This is a genomic window from Citreicoccus inhibens, from assembly GCF_019039035.1.
GTDB classification, from domain to species: domain Bacteria; phylum Myxococcota; class Myxococcia; order Myxococcales; family Myxococcaceae; genus Citreicoccus; species Citreicoccus inhibens.
Window position 1 is genome coordinate 106,609 of sequence record NZ_JAHNZT010000012.1, and the last position, 16,559, is coordinate 123,167.

Below are 16,559 nucleotides of genomic sequence, written 5' to 3' on the forward strand. Positions count from 1 at the left end.
CTCTTGGCCGCAGTTCGATTGGGCTCTGCGAGCGAAGGCGGCGAGCCTCGTGTTCACGCTCGCTGCGGGAGCCTGTGTGGCTGGCGTGTCGGCACGGAGTGCTCAACAGGATGTGCGGCGATACTCGGGGCCGAGCTGCCTCGACGTTCGCCTATGGCGTGCAGTGGAGTCCCATCGTGGATGGCCGGCGACAGTGAGTGAGAGCCGAGCTGACCCGATGCAGCTGTCTGCGCGGATTGGGTACGCGCACGGACGCTCGATCCGAGACGTCGCGCTCACGTCGTTCATCGCTCACGTCGTTCGTATTGAGCTGACTGAATGAGCGATGGTGACGCGCGCGATGGACCGAAACACTTGGCTGTAGTCATCGCGTCATCGCGAACCGCGCTGACCGATGCTGCCGAGTGGTCTGTCGCGAATGAAGGAGACGGGCCCTCGTTCCCTTGCCGGCCATGACTTCATGTCTGCGCTCGAGCTCGTGCCGAGGATTGAACCCATGTGCTCGGCCGGATGGACGCATGGCGGCGCTGCGCTCAAGGGGGCCGATGCTGTGGATTGCTCTGGTCGGTCTCACCGCGGCTGACAATGGGCCGAGTCAGGAGCCCACTGAGCCTGTGAACCCTTTGGGCTTCGTGGCGCGGCGCTGAGCGCGTCGGATCGAAGCGTTCGGTCGGGGCAGGGTGGAGGTCGGAGCCGAGCGGTCTGCGGCTGGTTGCGCTGCACTGGGTGCACTGCCGAGCCCTCGTGCTCGCGCAGTGCGATCCTGTTCGGCTACCCGATGGGCTTGAGTGTGTTGGTCCGAAGCGCTCAGTTGGTTGTTTAGGGGAGGGGGGTCATTTCAAGCGATTCGCGGGGACCTCCCTCGGCTGCTGGCCGCCGGCTGGCCGCAGCACGCTCCGGGGTTCTGCTGCGCTCCTGGCTTTCGGAGACATCGCTGTCGGACGGGATGCATGGCGGAGCCTCGTTTGTTGAATGTAAGGAGGCGGGCGAAGCCGTGAATAGTCGCTGACTCTGCTGGAGGCGGTTCGCTGTGCAACCCGCTTCGCTCGTGCCGTGTTCGAGGGGCTTCTGTGCACTGGAGTCATTGGCGGCTGTTGCGGCGCGACGCATCCGTCCTTGTGGGCGCGCAGGGGTTGATTCCTCGCATCTGGGAAGCGCGGCGCCGCGAACACCGCGCATCGAGCACCAATGTCGCAGGTGGCTGTGGATGCCGTCTGGGCTCACGTGGCTCTCTGCGAGCACGGTGGTTGGTCTCTGCGCGTTCGTTGGAGCGACAGGTCGGTTCAGGACCTCACGAGAGTGTCGCAGGAGGATGGCCTGGATTGAGCCGCGTCGATGACCTGCTTGGGGATGCGGTCTTCGCGAGTCGGGGGCCGGATACTGCGCGGGTGAAGACCGCTGTCAGGTGTTTCGACCATTGATGCAGCGTTGCCGCATGTCATTGAGCGGCTGTGACAGGACATCTGAGGATGGCGTCGTTCTGCCTGATGGGCCCCTTGGCAATTGGCGACTTGTCGTGACGAACACGGTGGTTGGTTGAGCCTGCTGCGGGTGAACGCGCGGTTCTCTGCCGGCTCATTCCAACTGGGGCTTGCGGGCTTGTCGTTTCGCGAGTGAAGCACAGGGCTGATGTTTGTGATGGGATTCGCGCCTCGGGAAAGTCAGGGCGCTCCGTCCGTCGATGGTGCGCAGCACGATCCTCCGCTCTCAGCGGATCCATCTCTTCTTCGTGATGTGCAGGCTCGGGGCGCACCGCGATTGAATGCCTTTCGGTTGTCGAGGACTCACGGGCAGCCGGCGGTGGCGTGCTTCGAGAGCCACCGAGTGGCGGACGGGATGCGTGTTCGAATTGGCAGACAGCCGGTCCTCCGAAGGGTGCCGGTGTGCCCAGGTTTCATCCAGGGACATGTCCACACGCTGCATCACGGAGGTGATGGCGACCGAGGGCCCGCTTCGCTGCCACATGCAGGCGACGGTGCTGTCTGCGCCGAGCGTTGCGGGATGCACCGCGCTGATGGACTCACTGACTCCTGGACGGAACGAGGGCGCGACGTGATTCCTCTCAGCCCCACGTCCCCACGGCGTTACCAACGCGGAAGTGGATGTGCACAGACTTTGAAAGGCACCCTCATCGCGACTCGGGTATGCCCGGTGCAAATTCCCAAGGCATGACTCGGAAGGACATCCTCCTGGCGGTGAAGCATTTCCTCGATGTGGTCGACGCGCGGATTGCTGTCGCGGACCGCGAGCGAGCACTGCGCGCGGCCTTGGACCCATTGGCGCTGGCCTCGCACTTCGCCGAGGCCCCGTTCGACGACGCGGAGTCTCCGGATGCGCCCGAGCTCGACTACCAAGTCCTGCGCGCCTCCATCGAGCCGCTCTTCCCGGGTCTCGGCCTCTACATCGAGGCCTTGAACATCGCGGACTCCGTGGGCGAGTCCGCGCTCAGCCTGGGCGATGCGCTCGATGACCTCACCGACATCACGCGAGACCTGCGCGACGTCCTCTTCTACTGGGAGCACACGAGCGAAGAGAACGCGCTCTGGCACCTCCGCTTCGGCTTCGAGTCCCATTGGGGACAGCACCTGCGCAGCTTGCAGCTCTACCTCCACGCGCGAACGACCGGCCGCTGAACCAGCCCCTCTGGCCAGGGGCCATGCTGCGCCGCGCCTCCCGCGAAGGTGCCGCGTCGCTCGGCTGCTCGGTGCTGAGGGGGCTCAAGCGTCGGGCCCGCGCATCGCGCCCAGGTCTCGGGATGAACCGAGGGGCGCGCGAGGCCCGCCAGCTGATCGGCCGCGGCAATTCGGGCGAGGTTCTTGACCCCGCATGCGCCCGGAAAACAAGGGAGCGGCCGGGCGACTCCGACAAGAGCGGTCGCGAATTTGATCGGATCACAAACCCCGTGCTAGCTGCCGGGGCAGCGTTAATGAGTGCGCCTCCGGCACGAATGGATGCGGAACCCCGAGCTTCGGGGTGAGAGAGGATGGAGCACGTGGGTCGAATCATCTGCATCTCCAACCAGAAGGGCGGCGTGGGTAAGACCACCACCGCCATCAACCTCGCCGCGAGCCTGGCCTCCGCCGAGCGCCGCACGCTCCTGGTGGACATGGACCCGCAGGGGAACGCGGGCAGCGGACTCGGCCTCAAGCGCGACGTGCTCCACGGCACCGTCTATGAGGCGCTCCTCAACGGCCGCCCCGCCGAGGAGCTGCTCCACGCCACCGAGCTGCGCTACCTCCAGGTCATCCCCGCGACGCCCGACCTCACTGGCGCCGAGGTCGAGCTGGTGAACCAGGAGGGCCGCGAGTTCCGCCTCCGCGAGGCGCTGCGTCCCCTCAAGGCCGCGTACGACTACATCATCATCGACTGCCCGCCATCGCTCGGCCTGCTCACCCTGAACGCGCTCATCGCGGCGGACTCGGTGCTGATTCCCCTCCAGTGCGAGTACTACGCCCTCGAGGGCCTCTCGCAGCTGACGCACACCATCGACCTGGTGAAGCAGGGCCTCAACCCCGAGCTGAAGATGGAGGGCATCCTGCTCACCATGTTCGACTCGCGCGCGAACATCGCGCACCAGGTCGTCGAGGAAGTGCGGGGCTACTTCAAGGAGCAGGTGTTCGAGGTCCTCGTGCCGCGCAACGTGCGCCTGTCCGAGTGCCCCTCCTTCGGCAAGCCCATCATCCTGTACGACATCAAGTCGAAGGGCTGCGAGAGCTACCTGGCGCTCGGCCGGGAAATCATGCGCCGGGAGACGCCGCCCGCCGCGCCCAAGCGGCGCGTGGCCTGAGTGCGTCCCTCGTCGCGAATGAGGGGATGGCGCCACGGGTTGGCCGCGCGTCCCCTCTCCCTTGAATCGCCGCGAGGCGCTGGAGCGAAGACGACGTGGTGAATTCAGACAAGCACAAGCGCGCGCTCGGGCGAGGCCTCTCCGCGCTCATTCCGCAGGCCGCTCCGGCCCCCGCGCCCGCCGCCGAGCCCCCTCCGCGCGCCGGCGTCCTCAAGCTGCCCATCGAGTCCATCCACCGCGACACCGAGCAGCCCCGCCGCTACTTCGACCCGGCCAAGCTCACCGAGCTGACCGAGTCCATCAAGGCGCAGGGCCTCTTGCAGCCCATCCTCGTGCGCAAGTCCGGGGACGGCTACAAGCTCATCGCGGGCGAGCGGCGGTGGCGCGCCTCGCAGGCCGCCGGGCTCAAGGAGATTCCGGCCATCGTCCGGGAGGTCACTGAGGTCCAGGCCTTCGAGCTGGCCCTGGTGGAGAACCTCCAGCGCGCGGACCTCAACCCGATTGAAGAGGCGGACGGCTACAAGCGCCTCATCGACGAGTTCAAGCTCACGCAGGAGCAGGTGGCGCAGCGGGTGGGCAAGGAGCGCTCCACCGTGGCCAACGCGCTGCGGTTGCTCGCCCTGCCCGATGACGTGAAGGACATGGTGGCCGACGGGGCCCTCTCCATGGGCCATGCGCGCGCGCTGCTCGGCGTGCCTCGGCTGCCGGAGCTGCAGAACCTGGCGCGCCAGGTGACGGAGAAGAAGCTCTCCGTGCGCGACACGGAGAAGCTGGTCCAGCAGAACCGCTCCACGAAGAAGGACGCGGGGAAGCCGGCGCCCAAGCAGAGTCCCCAGGTGCGCTCGCTGGTGGAGGAACTCCAGCGCAGATTGGGGACGAAGGTGCGCTTGTCGGAGAAAAGCCCAGGAAAAGGCACCCTCGAAGTGGACTTCTTCTCCTACGATGACCTGGACCGTCTGTTGAAGATTCTCAGGAAGGAGTAGCGCGTGGCGCTCCTTGGCGGGAAAAAAGACGAAGCACCCAGCAAGCCTCTGTTCAAGCGGGAGGAGGAATTCGTGTCGACGCGTCCTGGTGAGGTTCACACGCTCCTGGGCAAGGGGAGCGAGTTCGAGGGGAAGCTCACCTTCGAAGGGCAGGTCCGGATTGATGGGAAGTTCCAAGGGCAGATCGTCACCAAGGACGTGCTCGTCATTGGGGATGGCGCCCGGGTGAACGCGGAGATTCAGGCCGGCACGGTCATCATCAACGGCACGGTCGAGGGGAACGTGAAGGCCACGACCCTCATCGAGCTCAAGCAGCCCGGCCGCATCAAGGGCAACCTGGAGACGCCCGCGCTGTCCATGGACCGCGGCGTCATCTTCGAGGGCTCGCTGAAGATGGAGAACATCGGCAAGTCGATGCCCCCGCCCGTGGGTGGGGAAGGCTCGAAGAAGTAGTGCGCGGCCTCCGGCAAGGTGTGTCGCTGGCCTCGGGGCTGGCGCTCGCCCTGCTGGTGGGCTGTCCGGAGTCCAAGCGCGAGGCGGAGCCGTCCGCCGCCTCCCCGGAGGCGTCGCCCCGCTCCGCGGGACTCCGTTCCGGCGTGAAGGTGCCGCTGCCGTCTGGGTGGTCCGCGCAGGTGGCGGCGGATGGCAGCTTCCAGGCAGGCCCCCCGGGACACTCCAGCCTCCGGGTGGACCTGCGCCCGGGGCAGGGCGAGCAGCTCCCCTCCGCGCGCGCGCTCACCCAGGCGATGCGGCCCCCCCTCAAGGACTTCGTCGTCACCTCCGAGCAGGAGGAGGGCACGGAGGACTTCACGCTGGTGCGTGGGGCGCTCGCGCCGAAGCTCGGGGATGGGGGCGTGGGCTCGCCGGCGCCGGTCTTCTTCGCGGCGCGCCGCGTGGGGCAGGACCTGTTCCTGTGCGCGAGCCTCCCGGGGGCGTCCGCCGAAGAGGTCCGCCTGGGCGCGGACGCGTGCCGAGACATCCAGGTGCAGGCCGCGCCGCGCTGAGCCTCCGCGAGCGGGCCGCTGCGTCGGGTAGCGGGCAGGCGGCGCGCTGTCGCGTGAACTTCCTGCGCGGGTCGCGTGTCCCAGTTACGTGAACCACGTGCTTCCCGCTCGCCAGGTCAACGACAGGACGATGGCCTCCGACGCGGGAACGTCCAGTCGCGACGCGGGGTGCAATTCCGTGCACGGCATGTCTTCATCTGTTCGCGGGGACTTCCCGAACTCGTCACGACTTCTTAACCTTCACATTCTGGCCTGCGAGCGCGCCCCCCGGGGCTCGCGCCAGGTCGTCACGCAGTGCCCGCTTGAAGGAGTTCGCGCATGACGCTCGCCGAGATGCTTCCCCTCCCGCTCGCAGCCGTGGACCTGGGTTCGGTGGGAGAGCGCGTGGTCGCGGTGGGGGGCCTGGTCATCACGGCGCTGGCGGGACTGTGGCTGGCGTGGGCGCGCCCCGCCGTGCAGCCCGTGCCGGTGCCGGTCCGCGCCAACTCGCGGCGCACTCCGCCCCGCCGTCGGTAGTCACGGGGACGCTCGGCCCCCCAACGCCGGGTGTCCCTGAAAAAGACAACGGGCGCGGTCGGTCAGGAGGGTTGCCCCCGGCCGCGCGCCCGATGAATCCCCCCGGCGTGGTGTACGTGCGCCAGCCTCCGTCGAAGCGGGTGCGGTGGAGCCGAGAAGGCCCAGGGATGCGTGCCAGGGGGTGAACGTCCGCCCCTCGCCCGGTTCCCTCTCCCTCGAAGGGAGTTGCGCCACCACGTGGAGTCGCCTCGATGAGGAGGTCAGCAGGGTCCCCAGCCCTGTTGGACCCCATGCCGGGTACACCGAATCCGGCATTTCCCGAATGATGGCGTGAAACCCTCCGAGTTTCCCCCTCGCCGTGCGCGAGGGGACCGGATGACCGAGGGTCTGTCACTACCCGGGAACGACGCGGGGTTCAGCGTCGCAGCGCGAGGGACAAGGCGAAGTCCCCGGCGCTGTCGGTCCACCAGGCGGCGAGGTCCAGGCCGGCCGCGGACAGCTCCGCTTCCACCTGGGCGCGGCGGAACTTGCAGCTCACCTCGGTGCGGAGGACCTCGCCCTCGGCGAAGTCCACGCGCCGCTTGAGCCCGCCGAGCCACACGGTCTGCGCGCGGCGGGAGATGAGCTGCATTTCGATCCACGCGTTGGACTCGTCGAAGGGGGCGTGGTGCACGAAGCCCTCCGGCTGGAAGTCCGCGCCCAGCTCGCGGTTGAGGACGCTCAGCACGTTGCGGTTGAAGTTCGCCGTCACGCCGGCCCGGTCGTTGTAGGCGGCGAAGAGGCGGGCGCGGTCCTTGATGAGGTCCGTGCCCAGGAGCAGGCCGTCTCCGGGCTTGAGGCCGGCGGACAGCTCGCGCAGGAAGAGGGCGCGCTGGGCCGGCTTGAAGTTGCCGATGGTGCCGCCCAGGAAGGCCACCAGCCGGCGCCCGCCGCTGGGGAGCTGGCAGAGGTGGTGGTCGAAGTCGCCCACCACCGCGTGGACGCCGATGCCCGGGTACTCGCGCGCGAGGTCCGCGGCGGCGCGGCGCAGGAAGGCCTCGCTCACGTCGAAGGGCACGAAGCGCGAGAGCTGTCCGGCCTCCAACATCGCGTCCAGCAGCAGGCGCGTCTTCTCGCTGGTGCCGCTGCCCAGCTCCATCAGCGTGTCCGCGCCGCTCAGCCGCGCGATGTCACCCGCGTGGGCCAGGAGAATCTCCCGCTCGCGCCGCGTGGGGTAGTACTCGGGCAGGCGGGTGATGTCGTCGAAGAGCTGGCTGCCGCGCTCGTCGTAGAGCCACTTGGGGCTCAGCTCCTTGGGCATGCCGCACAGCCCCTGGAGCGCCTCGGCCCGCAGGGCGCGCCGCGCGTCCCCGGGCTGCACGAAGACGTCCACCCTCACCCCGGGCACCTGCCGCCGTCCCGGAACCCCTGCCCCCGTCTGCGCCGTCCTCACCCGCATGGCTCACCTCGCGTCGCGTGCACAGCGGAAGCCGGCGAAAATCTGCCGGCGAATGGGGAAGTCCCAGTTGCGGAAGCTGCTCCGCACCGCCACGGGCGCGCTGGCCCAGGCCCCTCCCCGAAGCACCTTCGAGTCCGGTCCGAAGAACACCTCCGAGTACTCGCGGTACGGAAAGGCGCGGAAGCCCGCGTAGGGGCGGAAGTCGCTCGCGGTCCATTCCCACACGTCGCCCAGGAGCCCCCAGACGCCGTCAGGGCTGACGCCCGCGGGATGGCTGCCCACGGGGGACGGGCCCCACGTGTCGCCGCCCAGCGTGGCGTGCGCGGCCGTGGGCGGGGTGTCTCCCCAGGGATACGGGCGGGGCACGCCGTCGCCGCCGCGCGCGGCCCTCTCCCACTCGGTCTCCGTGGGCAGCCGCTTGCCGGCCCAGCGCGCGTACGCGTCCGCCTCGTACCAGCACACGTGCTGCACGGGCTCGTCCAGGGGCAGCGGCTCCACCGCGCCGAAGCGACGGCGCTGCCAGGTGCCCGAGCCCCGCGGAATCCAGAACAGCGGATGGCGGATGCCCTCGGCGCGGATGAACGCGAGGCCCGCGGGGTGCCACCAGCGCGCATCGTCGTAGCCGCCGTCCGCCATGAACCCGAGGAAGTCCCCCGTCGTCACGGGGTGCGCGTCCATCAAGAAGGCGGGCGCCCACGCGTCATGCGCGGGTCGTTCGTTGTCGTAGGCCCAGGGCAGGTCACTGCCCAGGCGCACCGGGCCCTCGGGGATGAGGACCTCGCGCCGAGCCACCGCGCCCGGCTGGGCCCGCGCCCGCGCTCGGGGGTGATAGGCGAAGCCCGTCATGAGCTGCAGCGTGGCGGCCAGCGTCTCCGCGTGTTGCTGCTCGTGCTGCGCCACCATGCCGAAGACGAAGCCCCCCGCGAGCAGGGGCTCGGGGCCGTGCTCTGGCAGCGCATCCAGGTGCTCACGCACCGCGCCCCGCACGCGCGAGGCGTAGGCGAAGGCGGCCTCGGGGGTGAGCAGCGGCAGCGCCGAGCGCGTGCGCCGGGGATGGCGGAAGGCGTCGTACAGCGCGTCGAAGGCGGCGTCCGTGAAGGCCGGTGCCCCCAGGGCACGCAGGAGCCACTGCTCCTCGTAGTTGGCCACGTGGGCCACGTCCCAGACGAGCGGCGACATCAGCGGCGAGTGCTGCCGCAGCAGCTCTGCCTCCGGCAGCCCCTCGAGCATCCCCAGGACCCTCGCCCGTGCCCCCTCCAGCTCGGCCCACGCCCGCGCCTTCCAGGGCCGCACGTCCTTGCCCTGGCGCCCCCCGCCCTCTGCCGTTAGCAACATGGCTGCTCCAAGCTAGGGAGGCGCGCACCCACCCGGTAAGTCCCTGTCGTACCCAGGCGGGAGACGCGCGTGCGGAAATGTACGTTTCAACCGCCACAGAACACAGCAAGCCACGGAATATCCGCGAAAATCGCAGAAATCGTCGTTGTTGTTGATATTCAAACCACTTGATGGGGAAGGCTCAGCCGCGGGGGCGGCGCCAGCGGTGCCACCACAGGCGCAGGTCCACCTGTCCGGGCAGGGTCCAGCGGTGCCGCATGGCCAGGAGGCGCAGGAAGGCGGCCACGCCCACGGCGGCGAACTCGCCAACGATGGGCCGCATCTTCAGCCCCAGCACGAGCGCGACGTAGAGGAACGCGGCGATGAGCGCGGGCGTGGCGTACAGCTCGCCGGGGCTGACCAGGCTGGGGCGCTCGCCGTTGAGGACGTCGCGCAGCACGCCGCCACCCACGGCGGTCATCAGGCCCAGGAAGATGGAGCCCGGCACGGAGAGCTGGAGCGCGAGCGCCTTCTCCAACCCGAGCACCAGCCACACGCCCAACAACATGGCGTCCACGTAGTCGAGCACGCGGTTGAGGCGGCTGAACCACGGGCCAAAGAGCATGGACAGCACGGCGCACGCGACCACCGCGGCCAGGTAGCGCGGCACGCGCAACGCCATGGGGGGGCCATGCGAGAGCAGCACGTCGCGCAGCATGCCGCCGCCCACGGCGGTGACGACGGAGAGGATGATGACCCCCATCGCGTCCGCGCCCTTGCGCATGCCGTGCAGCGCGCCGGAGAGCGCGCCCAGCGCCACCGCGCCCAGCTCCACGTAGACCGGCAGAATCATCATGGCCGCCGTCCAAGGTAGGCCCGGGTCTTCACGGACCGTGGAGGGACCTGCGCGCATCGTGTGGTGTAAACCGGAAGTCCCTGCTTTCTGTCCACTAGTGGCCGCCTGCCCGAGTGCCCTGGGTATTGGTGTGGGGCCCCAAGCCTCTATGCTTGCGCGCCATGGTCACTGCTTCGCGCGGGTCCGTGCTCGTCGTGGAAGACGATGACGACATCCGCGCCGCCGTCGCGGAAATCCTCGAAGGTGAAGGCTACGACGTCGCCATCGCGGCCAATGGGCGCGAGGCGCTGGACGAGCTCGCGACGATGCGCGCGCCTGGCCTCATCCTGTTGGACTTGATGATGCCGGTGATGAACGGCCACGAGTTCCTCACGCATCTGCGCGCGCAGGCTCGGTTCCGCGACGTGCCGGTGTTGGTGCTGACGGCGGTCTCCACGGAAGCGCCCAAGGGCACGCGCGGCGTGCTGCGCAAGCCCTTCGTGGTGGAGGAGCTGCTGGATGCCGTGCAGCAGCTGTGCGCGGTCGCGGCCTGAGCGAGAGGGCCGCTAGATGTCCGAGACGCCCAGCAGCGTGAGCGTGCGTTCGCGCTCGTCCCGGGCGTAGCGCAGCTCCAGTCCATGCGCCGCCAGGACGTGGCGCATGGGACCGTCCTCCAGGTCCTCGAGGGGAGGGCCCTCTTCCGCGAGGTGGTGGAGCGCGCGCTGGAGGGCCTCGAAGGTCTCCGAGGACATGCGGCCCACCTCGCGCCACGCGGGCGGGGTGTAATGGATTCGGTAGGGAGTGGCTGTTCTGACACGGACTTGGGACATCGGTCTCTCTTCCTTGTCCGGCCATCCTGCGAACCGCGTGCCTCGGTCGAGGTCGCTCGACAGTTCTCGGGAACCCGCGGCATCCGCGAAAGGGAGCGGCCAAGGGGCGCGAGAAGGAGTTACAGGCCCGGGGCTGAAGAAATGACGGCGGGGTGGAGAGGGGGCGCGGAGGTGGGGTCCTGGTCCTCGTGGCGGAGGGGAGCGTCCCCTCCCCGACGCGGGGTGGAGCGCGAGTTGCGCCGGCGCGGGACCGTGTTGATGGTGGAGAGGGAGCGATGGGCCGCGGAGCGTGTCCTCACGAGGGCGCGGGCAGGTGATGCGCGGTTCATGTTCCCAGGAGCGACGGCCCTCGCTCCGCCCGGTTGGAGTGAGCCCGTGGGCTCGCGCGCGGGTGACACACCTCGAAGGGCCGACGCCCGAGTTTCCGTGAGGCACGCCCGCGCGTTGGGGCACGGGTGCGCGCTCGATGCGTTACCCGAGGCGGGGAGCGCGCCGGATGTGGCGCTTCGGGAGAGGTGTGTTCGGGCGGGGAGCGCGGGGTGTGAGGCGCGTCGTGGGGACGAAGGCGCGCGGTGGAGTGGGAGCGCGTCGTGGGGACGAAGGCGCGCGGTGGAGTGGAGGCGCGATGCACGCGAGCCGCATCGCCGCGCGGTGGGCGAAGGCTGCGGGTGCGGCGTCATCGCGCGATGGGCGCGGAACACATGGGCGTCAGGGCGTGCCCTGCGTCATCGCGTGAGCGTCATCGCCGCGCGGTGGGCGAAGGCTGCGGGTGCGTCGTCATCGTCAGGCGGTGAGTTGATGAGCATGGCTCATCACGCTCGACCTCGATGCGCGGAGCCGCGCAATCCAATGCTGTGCGGTGAGCGATGCGCGGTGGGTTCTCGGTACGGCAACTCCATTCATTGCGCACCTCGTGAGGATTCCAGTTCGCGGCACAGATTGGGCGTGACGAGGTGTCGCGGTGCGGCTGCTTGCCCTCGAGGCAGAGCGCTTCGCTCAGCGCCAGGGATGGGAGGCCTCCGCGAGCCGAGGGCGCGCAGCCTGGGCGAATCGTCACGTTGAGAGGCGCATCGTGACGCGACGCCCTGCGCGGCACCTCCTCGGACGTCGCGTCATCCCGTGAAATGCAAGGGAGGCGCATGCGCGACGACGTGATTCGCGCGCGGATCCGTTACTTCGCGAGATGTGCTCTGCTTGAACGCCAGGGGGGCCCGAAGTACCGCCGCTGCGCGCGCGTTGGTTGTCATTGCGCGGCAAAGTTCGACATGGGGCGGACTCGTGACGAGGACGGTGCCTGCGCGGACCTGCTCGTTTCGTTGAACCCTCGCGCTTCTGTTGCCACGAATCGTGCGGGGCACGTGGTGGCTCTCGGAGGTCTGTCTTTCGCGCGCCCTCGCTGTCGCCACGCAGAACGCAGGCGCTGCGCCGCGGACTCCCTGCGTCATGATTCGCCGTCCATCCTCGCGAGGACGCGTATTGATGGAGGAGACCGCGCAGCGCAGCTCCCAGCGTCATGATTCGCGTCCATCATCGCGAGGGCGCATTCCGGGCCGCGCTGACGAAGGCCTCGCGCTACGACCCGGGCCCTCTGCCGGTGCGGTCACCGCGTCGGGCGACGCCGCGCGCGCCGAGGCGGTGTCCGCGGTGGAGAGCGGATCCGAGTCCACCGCCCTCACGGGGGAGGACACCGAGAAGGGGCTCGCTCGCGTGGCCGGGCGACGACGGTGCGGCCTTTCATCCAGGCGGGCTGACCGGCTGGGCGGCGCATGTGCACCGTAGGACGAGAGCGGACCTCGGGAGGGGACCGCGAGGAGGCGTGCATGTCGTCTCGGGAGGACACCCCCTGGTCGGCCGTGAATGGCTTGCTCTTCGGCGTGGCCGCGGGCGCCGTGTTCGCGCTCGCGGAGATGGCGCTGGCCACCGCGGCGGGCGAGGGGCCGAGCCGCCCCGTGCGCATGGCCGCCGCCGTGTTGCTCGGCCCGCGCGCGTTCACGCCTCACGTGTCCATGGGACTGGCCGCCGTGGTGGGGCTCGGCATGCACCTGCTGCTGTCCGCGGCGTGGGGAGTCTTGTACTCGCTCGTGGACTCGCGGCTGCCTCCGGATGGGCGCGGCCGATGGGAGTTCCAGGCGGCGGTGGGCATGCTGTTCGGCATGTTCGTGTGGATGGTGGACTTCCAGTTCGTCGCGCGCGGCTACTTCCCGTGGTTCCTGGACGTGCCGCAGTTCACGCAGGTCGTCATGCACGCGGTCTTCTGGGGCCTGCCGTTGGCGCTCCTGTTCACTGCGGCGGAACGCCGTCGCACCGTCATGGCGGATGAACCCATCCCGTAGGGTCCGCGTCACCGGAAAAACGCTGAAGGTATGGTGACAGGACCCGACCCTCAGGGTTATCACTGGGTCCGGGACCGAATGGGGAGGCCCCCTCTTCTTCGTGGATCGACACACGCATGGACAATGAACTCGCGGGCATTCTGGGCGCTGCGGCGCGAGGCGCTCGGGTGCGGCTGGGCCTGACGCAGGCGGATGTGGCGGAGCGCATCGGCATGGCCTCCGAGGTGTACGGCCGGCTCGAGCGAGGGCACATGCTGCCGAGCGTCCAGAACCTGCGGCGACTGTGCACCGTGCTCAACGTCCCGCCGCATGACCTGTTGGGTCTGGGCAGCGAGTTCTCCGGCCCCATCGCGGTGCGAGAGACCAAGCCCAAGCCCCGCCCCGAGGAGGAGCCCCCAGAGATGCGCCGGCTCTTGCGCAACCTCCGGAAGCTGTCCCCCGTGCAGCTCAAGCTGATGAACCTGGTGGCCTCCGCGATGCACCAGAAGAAGAAGCCGTAGCGCGGTCCCGGTGGCGCGCGGTCACTGCGAGCCGCCACCCGTGCGCTGCCACAGCTCGCGCAAGAGGATGATGCCGAAGCGCGAGTCATTGAGGATGTAGCGGCGCCACAGGCGCTTGGGCTCGTGGGTCAGGCGGTAGAGCCACTCGAAGCCCGCCCGCGCAATCCACTGCGGCGCGCGCTTGGCCGTCCCCGCGATGAAGTCGAAGCCCGCGCCCACGCCAATGGCCACCGTGGGCCCCAGCAGGTGCGCCACCTGGGAGATCCACACCTCCTGCTTCGGGCTGCCCAGCGCGACCAAGAGCAGGTGCGGATCCTTCTCGCGGATCCGCGCGACGATGGGGTCGTTCTGCGCGTCGCTCGCGTCGGTGCGGACCATGGGCGAGTCCCAGCCCACCACCTCCACGCCGTACCGCGCCTCCATGAGTCGGGCGACCTTCTCCGCCACGCCCGGGCCCGCGCCCAGCAGGTACACGCGCCACTTGCGCCGCGCGCCCTCCTCCATGAGCGGGAGGATGAGGTCCGAGCCGGCGATGCGCTCGGGCAGCGCCACGTCCAGCATGCGCGAGGCCCAGACGATGGGCATGCCATCCACCACGGAGATGGACGCGCGCGCGTAGGCGTCGCGGAACACGGCGTTGCTCTCCGCGAGCACCACGTGGTCCACGTTGGCGGTGAAGACGTAGCCCCCCTGGCGCGAGTCCACCAGCGCGCTGATGTCTTGGATGGCCTCCGGGAAGGAGAGCTGGTCGATGGCGAGCTGACCGATGCGCAGGCGCGGGCGGCGAGCCGGCGCGGCGTCGGGAGTGGGCGGGTGGGTGTGGGCGGTCGTCACAAGGTCCTTACTTCACCGTGAGGTCGAGCACGGTGATGGAGTAGGGGGGCAGGCGCTGGGCCAGCGAGTGTTCCGCGTGGGGGCCCGCGGGCTGCTCGGAGAAGCCCGTGGGCGCGCCGGAGAAGCCGAGCACGCGCACGGTGTCGAGCGCGCCGCAGCCCTTCAGCTCCAACTGGGCCTGCGCGGCCTGCTCGGGGTCGAAGTTGAGCACCACCGCCACCAGCTTCTTGCCGGAGGCGTCGCGCGAGGCGAACACGCTGGTGCCCTCGCTGGCGGCGGCGGGCACGTAGGTGTCCTGGAAGCGACCGCCGTGGCCGTCGAAGTCGCGGTACGCGCGGAACGCCCAGAACGTGGGGCTGTTCTCCAGCGGGTACTGCCAGAAGAAGGCGGAGGTGATGCCCTGCTCCGCGAAGCGGCCCAGGGCCTCGGCCTGCGCCAGCCCGCCGCTCATGTGCTTCATCGCGCCGAAGTTGTACTCGCCAATGGAGATGCCTCGGCCAGGGTAGTTCTCGGCGATCCACTGCTTGAGCCGCGGGATGAGCTGGATGGGCTCGCCAATCCAGGACTCGTCCTTGTACGTGGGGTCCCACAGCGCGCGGGTGGAGCGGATGCGGCGCGCGTTGGTGGCCGCGTCCGTGTCCCCCGCGATGCCCAGGCCCACGTTGCTCTGCGGGTAGAAGTGCACGTCCAACACGTCCAGCACGCGCACGCCCGTCTTCTTCTCGTGCTCGCGAAGCTGCTGGAGGTACCAAGGGAGGAACGGCACGTCGCCGTGCGCGCGGCGATCCGAGTGCGTCAGCTTGCCGGGCGCGAAGTCCGCGGCGGACCAGAAGTAGTTCGTCCAACCCCACTCGGCGGGGCCGGCGATGACCGCCTCCGGGTCCGCCTTGCGCACCCCCGAGCCATACGCGACGGTGCGCTGGAGCAGCTCGTCGTAGGTGGTGGGCTCGGGGTGCACGTCCCGGTGGGTCGAGTTCCAGAGGTTGGGCTCGTTGTCCAGGATGTACATGTTCACGCCGCGGTCGCCGCGCTTCGTGTCCGCGTCGCGCAGGGTGCGCACCCACTCGGCGATGAACTCGGGCGGCGCGGCCACGCTGGTGCGCGAGGGCGGGCCCGGCTTGAGCGGCGTGCCGTCTCGGCTGTTGCCGTTGCCGCCCGCGGGCTCGGTGGCGTCCAGGTTCTGCTGGGGCGCGTAGTCCCCCACGGGGAAGCCCACGGACTTCGTGTCCTTGGCCACCCAGCCGAGCATGGGCAGCGTGAGCGCGGACTGCACGCCGTGCTGCCGGTTGGAGGCGAGGAAGTCGTCCGCGCTGAAGCCCAGCTCCACGTTGCGGAAGAACCAGTCGTTGGCCGTGTTCCACGCGCGGCCCAGCTTCCAGTTGTAGCGGGAGGTGGGGTTGCCGCCCCAGCGCCGGATGGTGGCGCCCAGCTTCCACTGGTGCGTGTCCAGCGTCTCTCGGTTGCCGTCCAGCGCGATGCCGTAGATGAGCGGGCTGATGCGGTGGCCGGGCGCGGCGCAGTCGATGCTCAGCGTGGCCTCGCGCGAGGGGCCGGTGCCCGCCATGCCTCCGCCCGCGGCGCGCGCGGCGGCGGCTTCCGGCGACAGCGGGATGAGCGTCACCTTGTCGAAGAGGACCTGGTCGCGTCCCACGTCCTTGCCCGCGCGCAGCACCATGCGGTCGAACGGCGCGTTGCGCGGGTTGAGCGCCTCCATGGGGATGACGACGTCGGACCACTCGCCGTCCTTGCGCACGACGTAGCGCGCGGTGACGGGGACGTGGGGGAAGACGATGGCCCCGGGCGCGTCGAGGTGGACCTCCAGGAAGTCGCCGAACGACTCGGGCGAGTGCATGCGGAAGGACAGCGCGTCGAAGGCGCCTTCCAGCTTGGGCCGGTAGAGAATCCAGCCGCCGCGATTGAACAGGCGCAGGCGCGCGGGCGCGGCGCGAGGCAGCTCCCGGGGCGCCCAGCCAATGTCCTTCCAGTCCGCGGACAGGCCGCCGTCGTACACGGTGACAGGCGCCGTGAGGACGGGCTTCGCGGGCGCGGGAGCCTTCGCCGCGGGCTCGGCTTCGAGTCCTCGCGCGGCCACGGCGCCGCCCGCCAACAGGGCTCCCGTGAGGGCTCCGATGAGGACCGCGCCCGCCTTCCACCTCGCACGCTTCACGTCGTTCTCCATGGCGCG

General features: G+C 69.6%; 15 protein-coding genes. 9 read left to right on the forward strand and 6 right to left on the reverse strand.

Translation table 11 applies throughout. The features are described 5' to 3' along the window. The first annotated feature begins 2,168 nt into the window (after window positions 1-2,168). From KRR26_RS16610 to KRR26_RS16635, 6 genes are all read left to right on the forward strand, one after another. Window positions 2,169-2,633: a DUF5063 domain-containing protein gene (locus KRR26_RS16610; RefSeq protein ID WP_217080296.1), complete on the forward strand. Its 465-nt coding sequence runs from the start codon at window positions 2,169-2,171 to the stop codon at window positions 2,631-2,633. A gap of 350 nt (window positions 2,634-2,983) precedes the next feature. Continuing rightward, window positions 2,984-3,787 carry a ParA family protein gene (locus tag KRR26_RS16615; protein ID WP_236068688.1) on the forward strand — a complete coding sequence of 268 codons (804 nt, stop codon included), beginning with the start codon at window positions 2,984-2,986 and terminating at the stop codon, window positions 3,785-3,787. A 95-nt stretch (window positions 3,788-3,882) separates the two neighbouring features. Continuing rightward, complete coding sequence (locus tag KRR26_RS16620; RefSeq protein ID WP_120206567.1) at window positions 3,883-4,770, forward strand: ParB/RepB/Spo0J family partition protein; 888 nt, start codon at window positions 3,883-3,885, stop codon at window positions 4,768-4,770. A 3-nt stretch (window positions 4,771-4,773) separates the two neighbouring features. Further along, window positions 4,774-5,223, forward strand: coding sequence for a bactofilin BacM (gene bacM, locus KRR26_RS16625; RefSeq protein ID WP_120206566.1), 450 nt, complete (start codon window positions 4,774-4,776; stop codon window positions 5,221-5,223). Continuing rightward, window positions 5,223-5,774, forward strand: a complete 552-nt coding sequence (locus KRR26_RS16630) for a hypothetical protein (RefSeq protein WP_328707156.1) — start codon at window positions 5,223-5,225, stop codon at window positions 5,772-5,774. Before bacM ends, KRR26_RS16630 begins: the two co-directional genes overlap by 1 nt. A 318-nt stretch (window positions 5,775-6,092) precedes the next feature. Next, entirely contained in the window at window positions 6,093-6,290 is a 198-nt protein-coding gene (locus tag KRR26_RS16635; RefSeq protein WP_217080297.1) for a hypothetical protein, read from the forward strand. 415 nt (window positions 6,291-6,705) lie between these two features. On the opposite strand, the gene egtD is transcribed toward KRR26_RS16635, so the two are convergent. The 3 genes from egtD to KRR26_RS16650 all read right to left on the reverse strand — a co-directional run bounded on the left by egtD (window position 6,706) and on the right by KRR26_RS16650 (window position 9,898). After that, window positions 6,706-7,728: an L-histidine N(alpha)-methyltransferase gene (gene egtD, locus KRR26_RS16640; RefSeq protein WP_120206564.1), complete on the reverse strand. Its 1,023-nt coding sequence runs from the start codon at window positions 7,726-7,728 to the stop codon at window positions 6,706-6,708. 3 nt (window positions 7,729-7,731) lie between these two features. Further along, window positions 7,732-9,063 (reverse strand): ergothioneine biosynthesis protein EgtB, encoded by a 1,332-nt coding sequence (egtB, locus tag KRR26_RS16645; RefSeq protein ID WP_217080298.1) that lies wholly within the window; start codon window positions 9,061-9,063, stop codon window positions 7,732-7,734. A gap of 181 nt (window positions 9,064-9,244) precedes the next feature. After that, window positions 9,245-9,898 (reverse strand): trimeric intracellular cation channel family protein, encoded by a 654-nt coding sequence (locus KRR26_RS16650; RefSeq protein ID WP_158611483.1) that lies wholly within the window; start codon window positions 9,896-9,898, stop codon window positions 9,245-9,247. A 161-nt stretch (window positions 9,899-10,059) separates the two neighbouring features. On the opposite strand from KRR26_RS16650, the gene KRR26_RS16655 reads away from it, so the two are divergent. Then, complete coding sequence (locus KRR26_RS16655; protein WP_120206561.1) at window positions 10,060-10,431, forward strand: response regulator; 372 nt, start codon at window positions 10,060-10,062, stop codon at window positions 10,429-10,431. Between the two features lie 12 nt (window positions 10,432-10,443). On the opposite strand, the gene KRR26_RS16660 is transcribed toward KRR26_RS16655, so the two are convergent. Next, window positions 10,444-10,629, reverse strand: coding sequence for a hypothetical protein (locus KRR26_RS16660; protein WP_233576988.1), 186 nt, complete (start codon window positions 10,627-10,629; stop codon window positions 10,444-10,446). A 1,898-nt stretch (window positions 10,630-12,527) separates the two neighbouring features. Here KRR26_RS16660 and KRR26_RS16665 point away from each other — a divergent pair. Continuing rightward, on the forward strand, window positions 12,528-13,040 hold the full coding sequence (locus KRR26_RS16665; RefSeq protein WP_217080299.1) for a hypothetical protein: 513 nt from the start codon (window positions 12,528-12,530) through the stop codon (window positions 13,038-13,040). 116 nt (window positions 13,041-13,156) lie between these two features. Beyond that, a complete protein-coding gene (locus tag KRR26_RS16670; RefSeq protein WP_120206558.1) occupies window positions 13,157-13,540 on the forward strand; it encodes a helix-turn-helix domain-containing protein in 384 nt (127 codons plus the stop codon). 21 nt (window positions 13,541-13,561) lie between these two features. Here KRR26_RS16670 and epsA read toward each other — a convergent pair whose 3' ends face one another. Together epsA and epsB are read right to left on the reverse strand one after the other, a co-directional pair. Beyond that, on the reverse strand, window positions 13,562-14,374 hold the full coding sequence (epsA, locus tag KRR26_RS16675; RefSeq protein ID WP_217080300.1) for an exopolysaccharide biosynthesis glycosyltransferase EpsA: 813 nt from the start codon (window positions 14,372-14,374) through the stop codon (window positions 13,562-13,564). A 7-nt stretch (window positions 14,375-14,381) separates the two neighbouring features. Next, complete coding sequence (gene epsB / locus KRR26_RS16680; protein WP_217080301.1) at window positions 14,382-16,553, reverse strand: GH44 family glycoside hydrolase EpsB; 2,172 nt, start codon at window positions 16,551-16,553, stop codon at window positions 14,382-14,384. Window positions 16,554-16,559 lie beyond the last annotated feature (6 nt).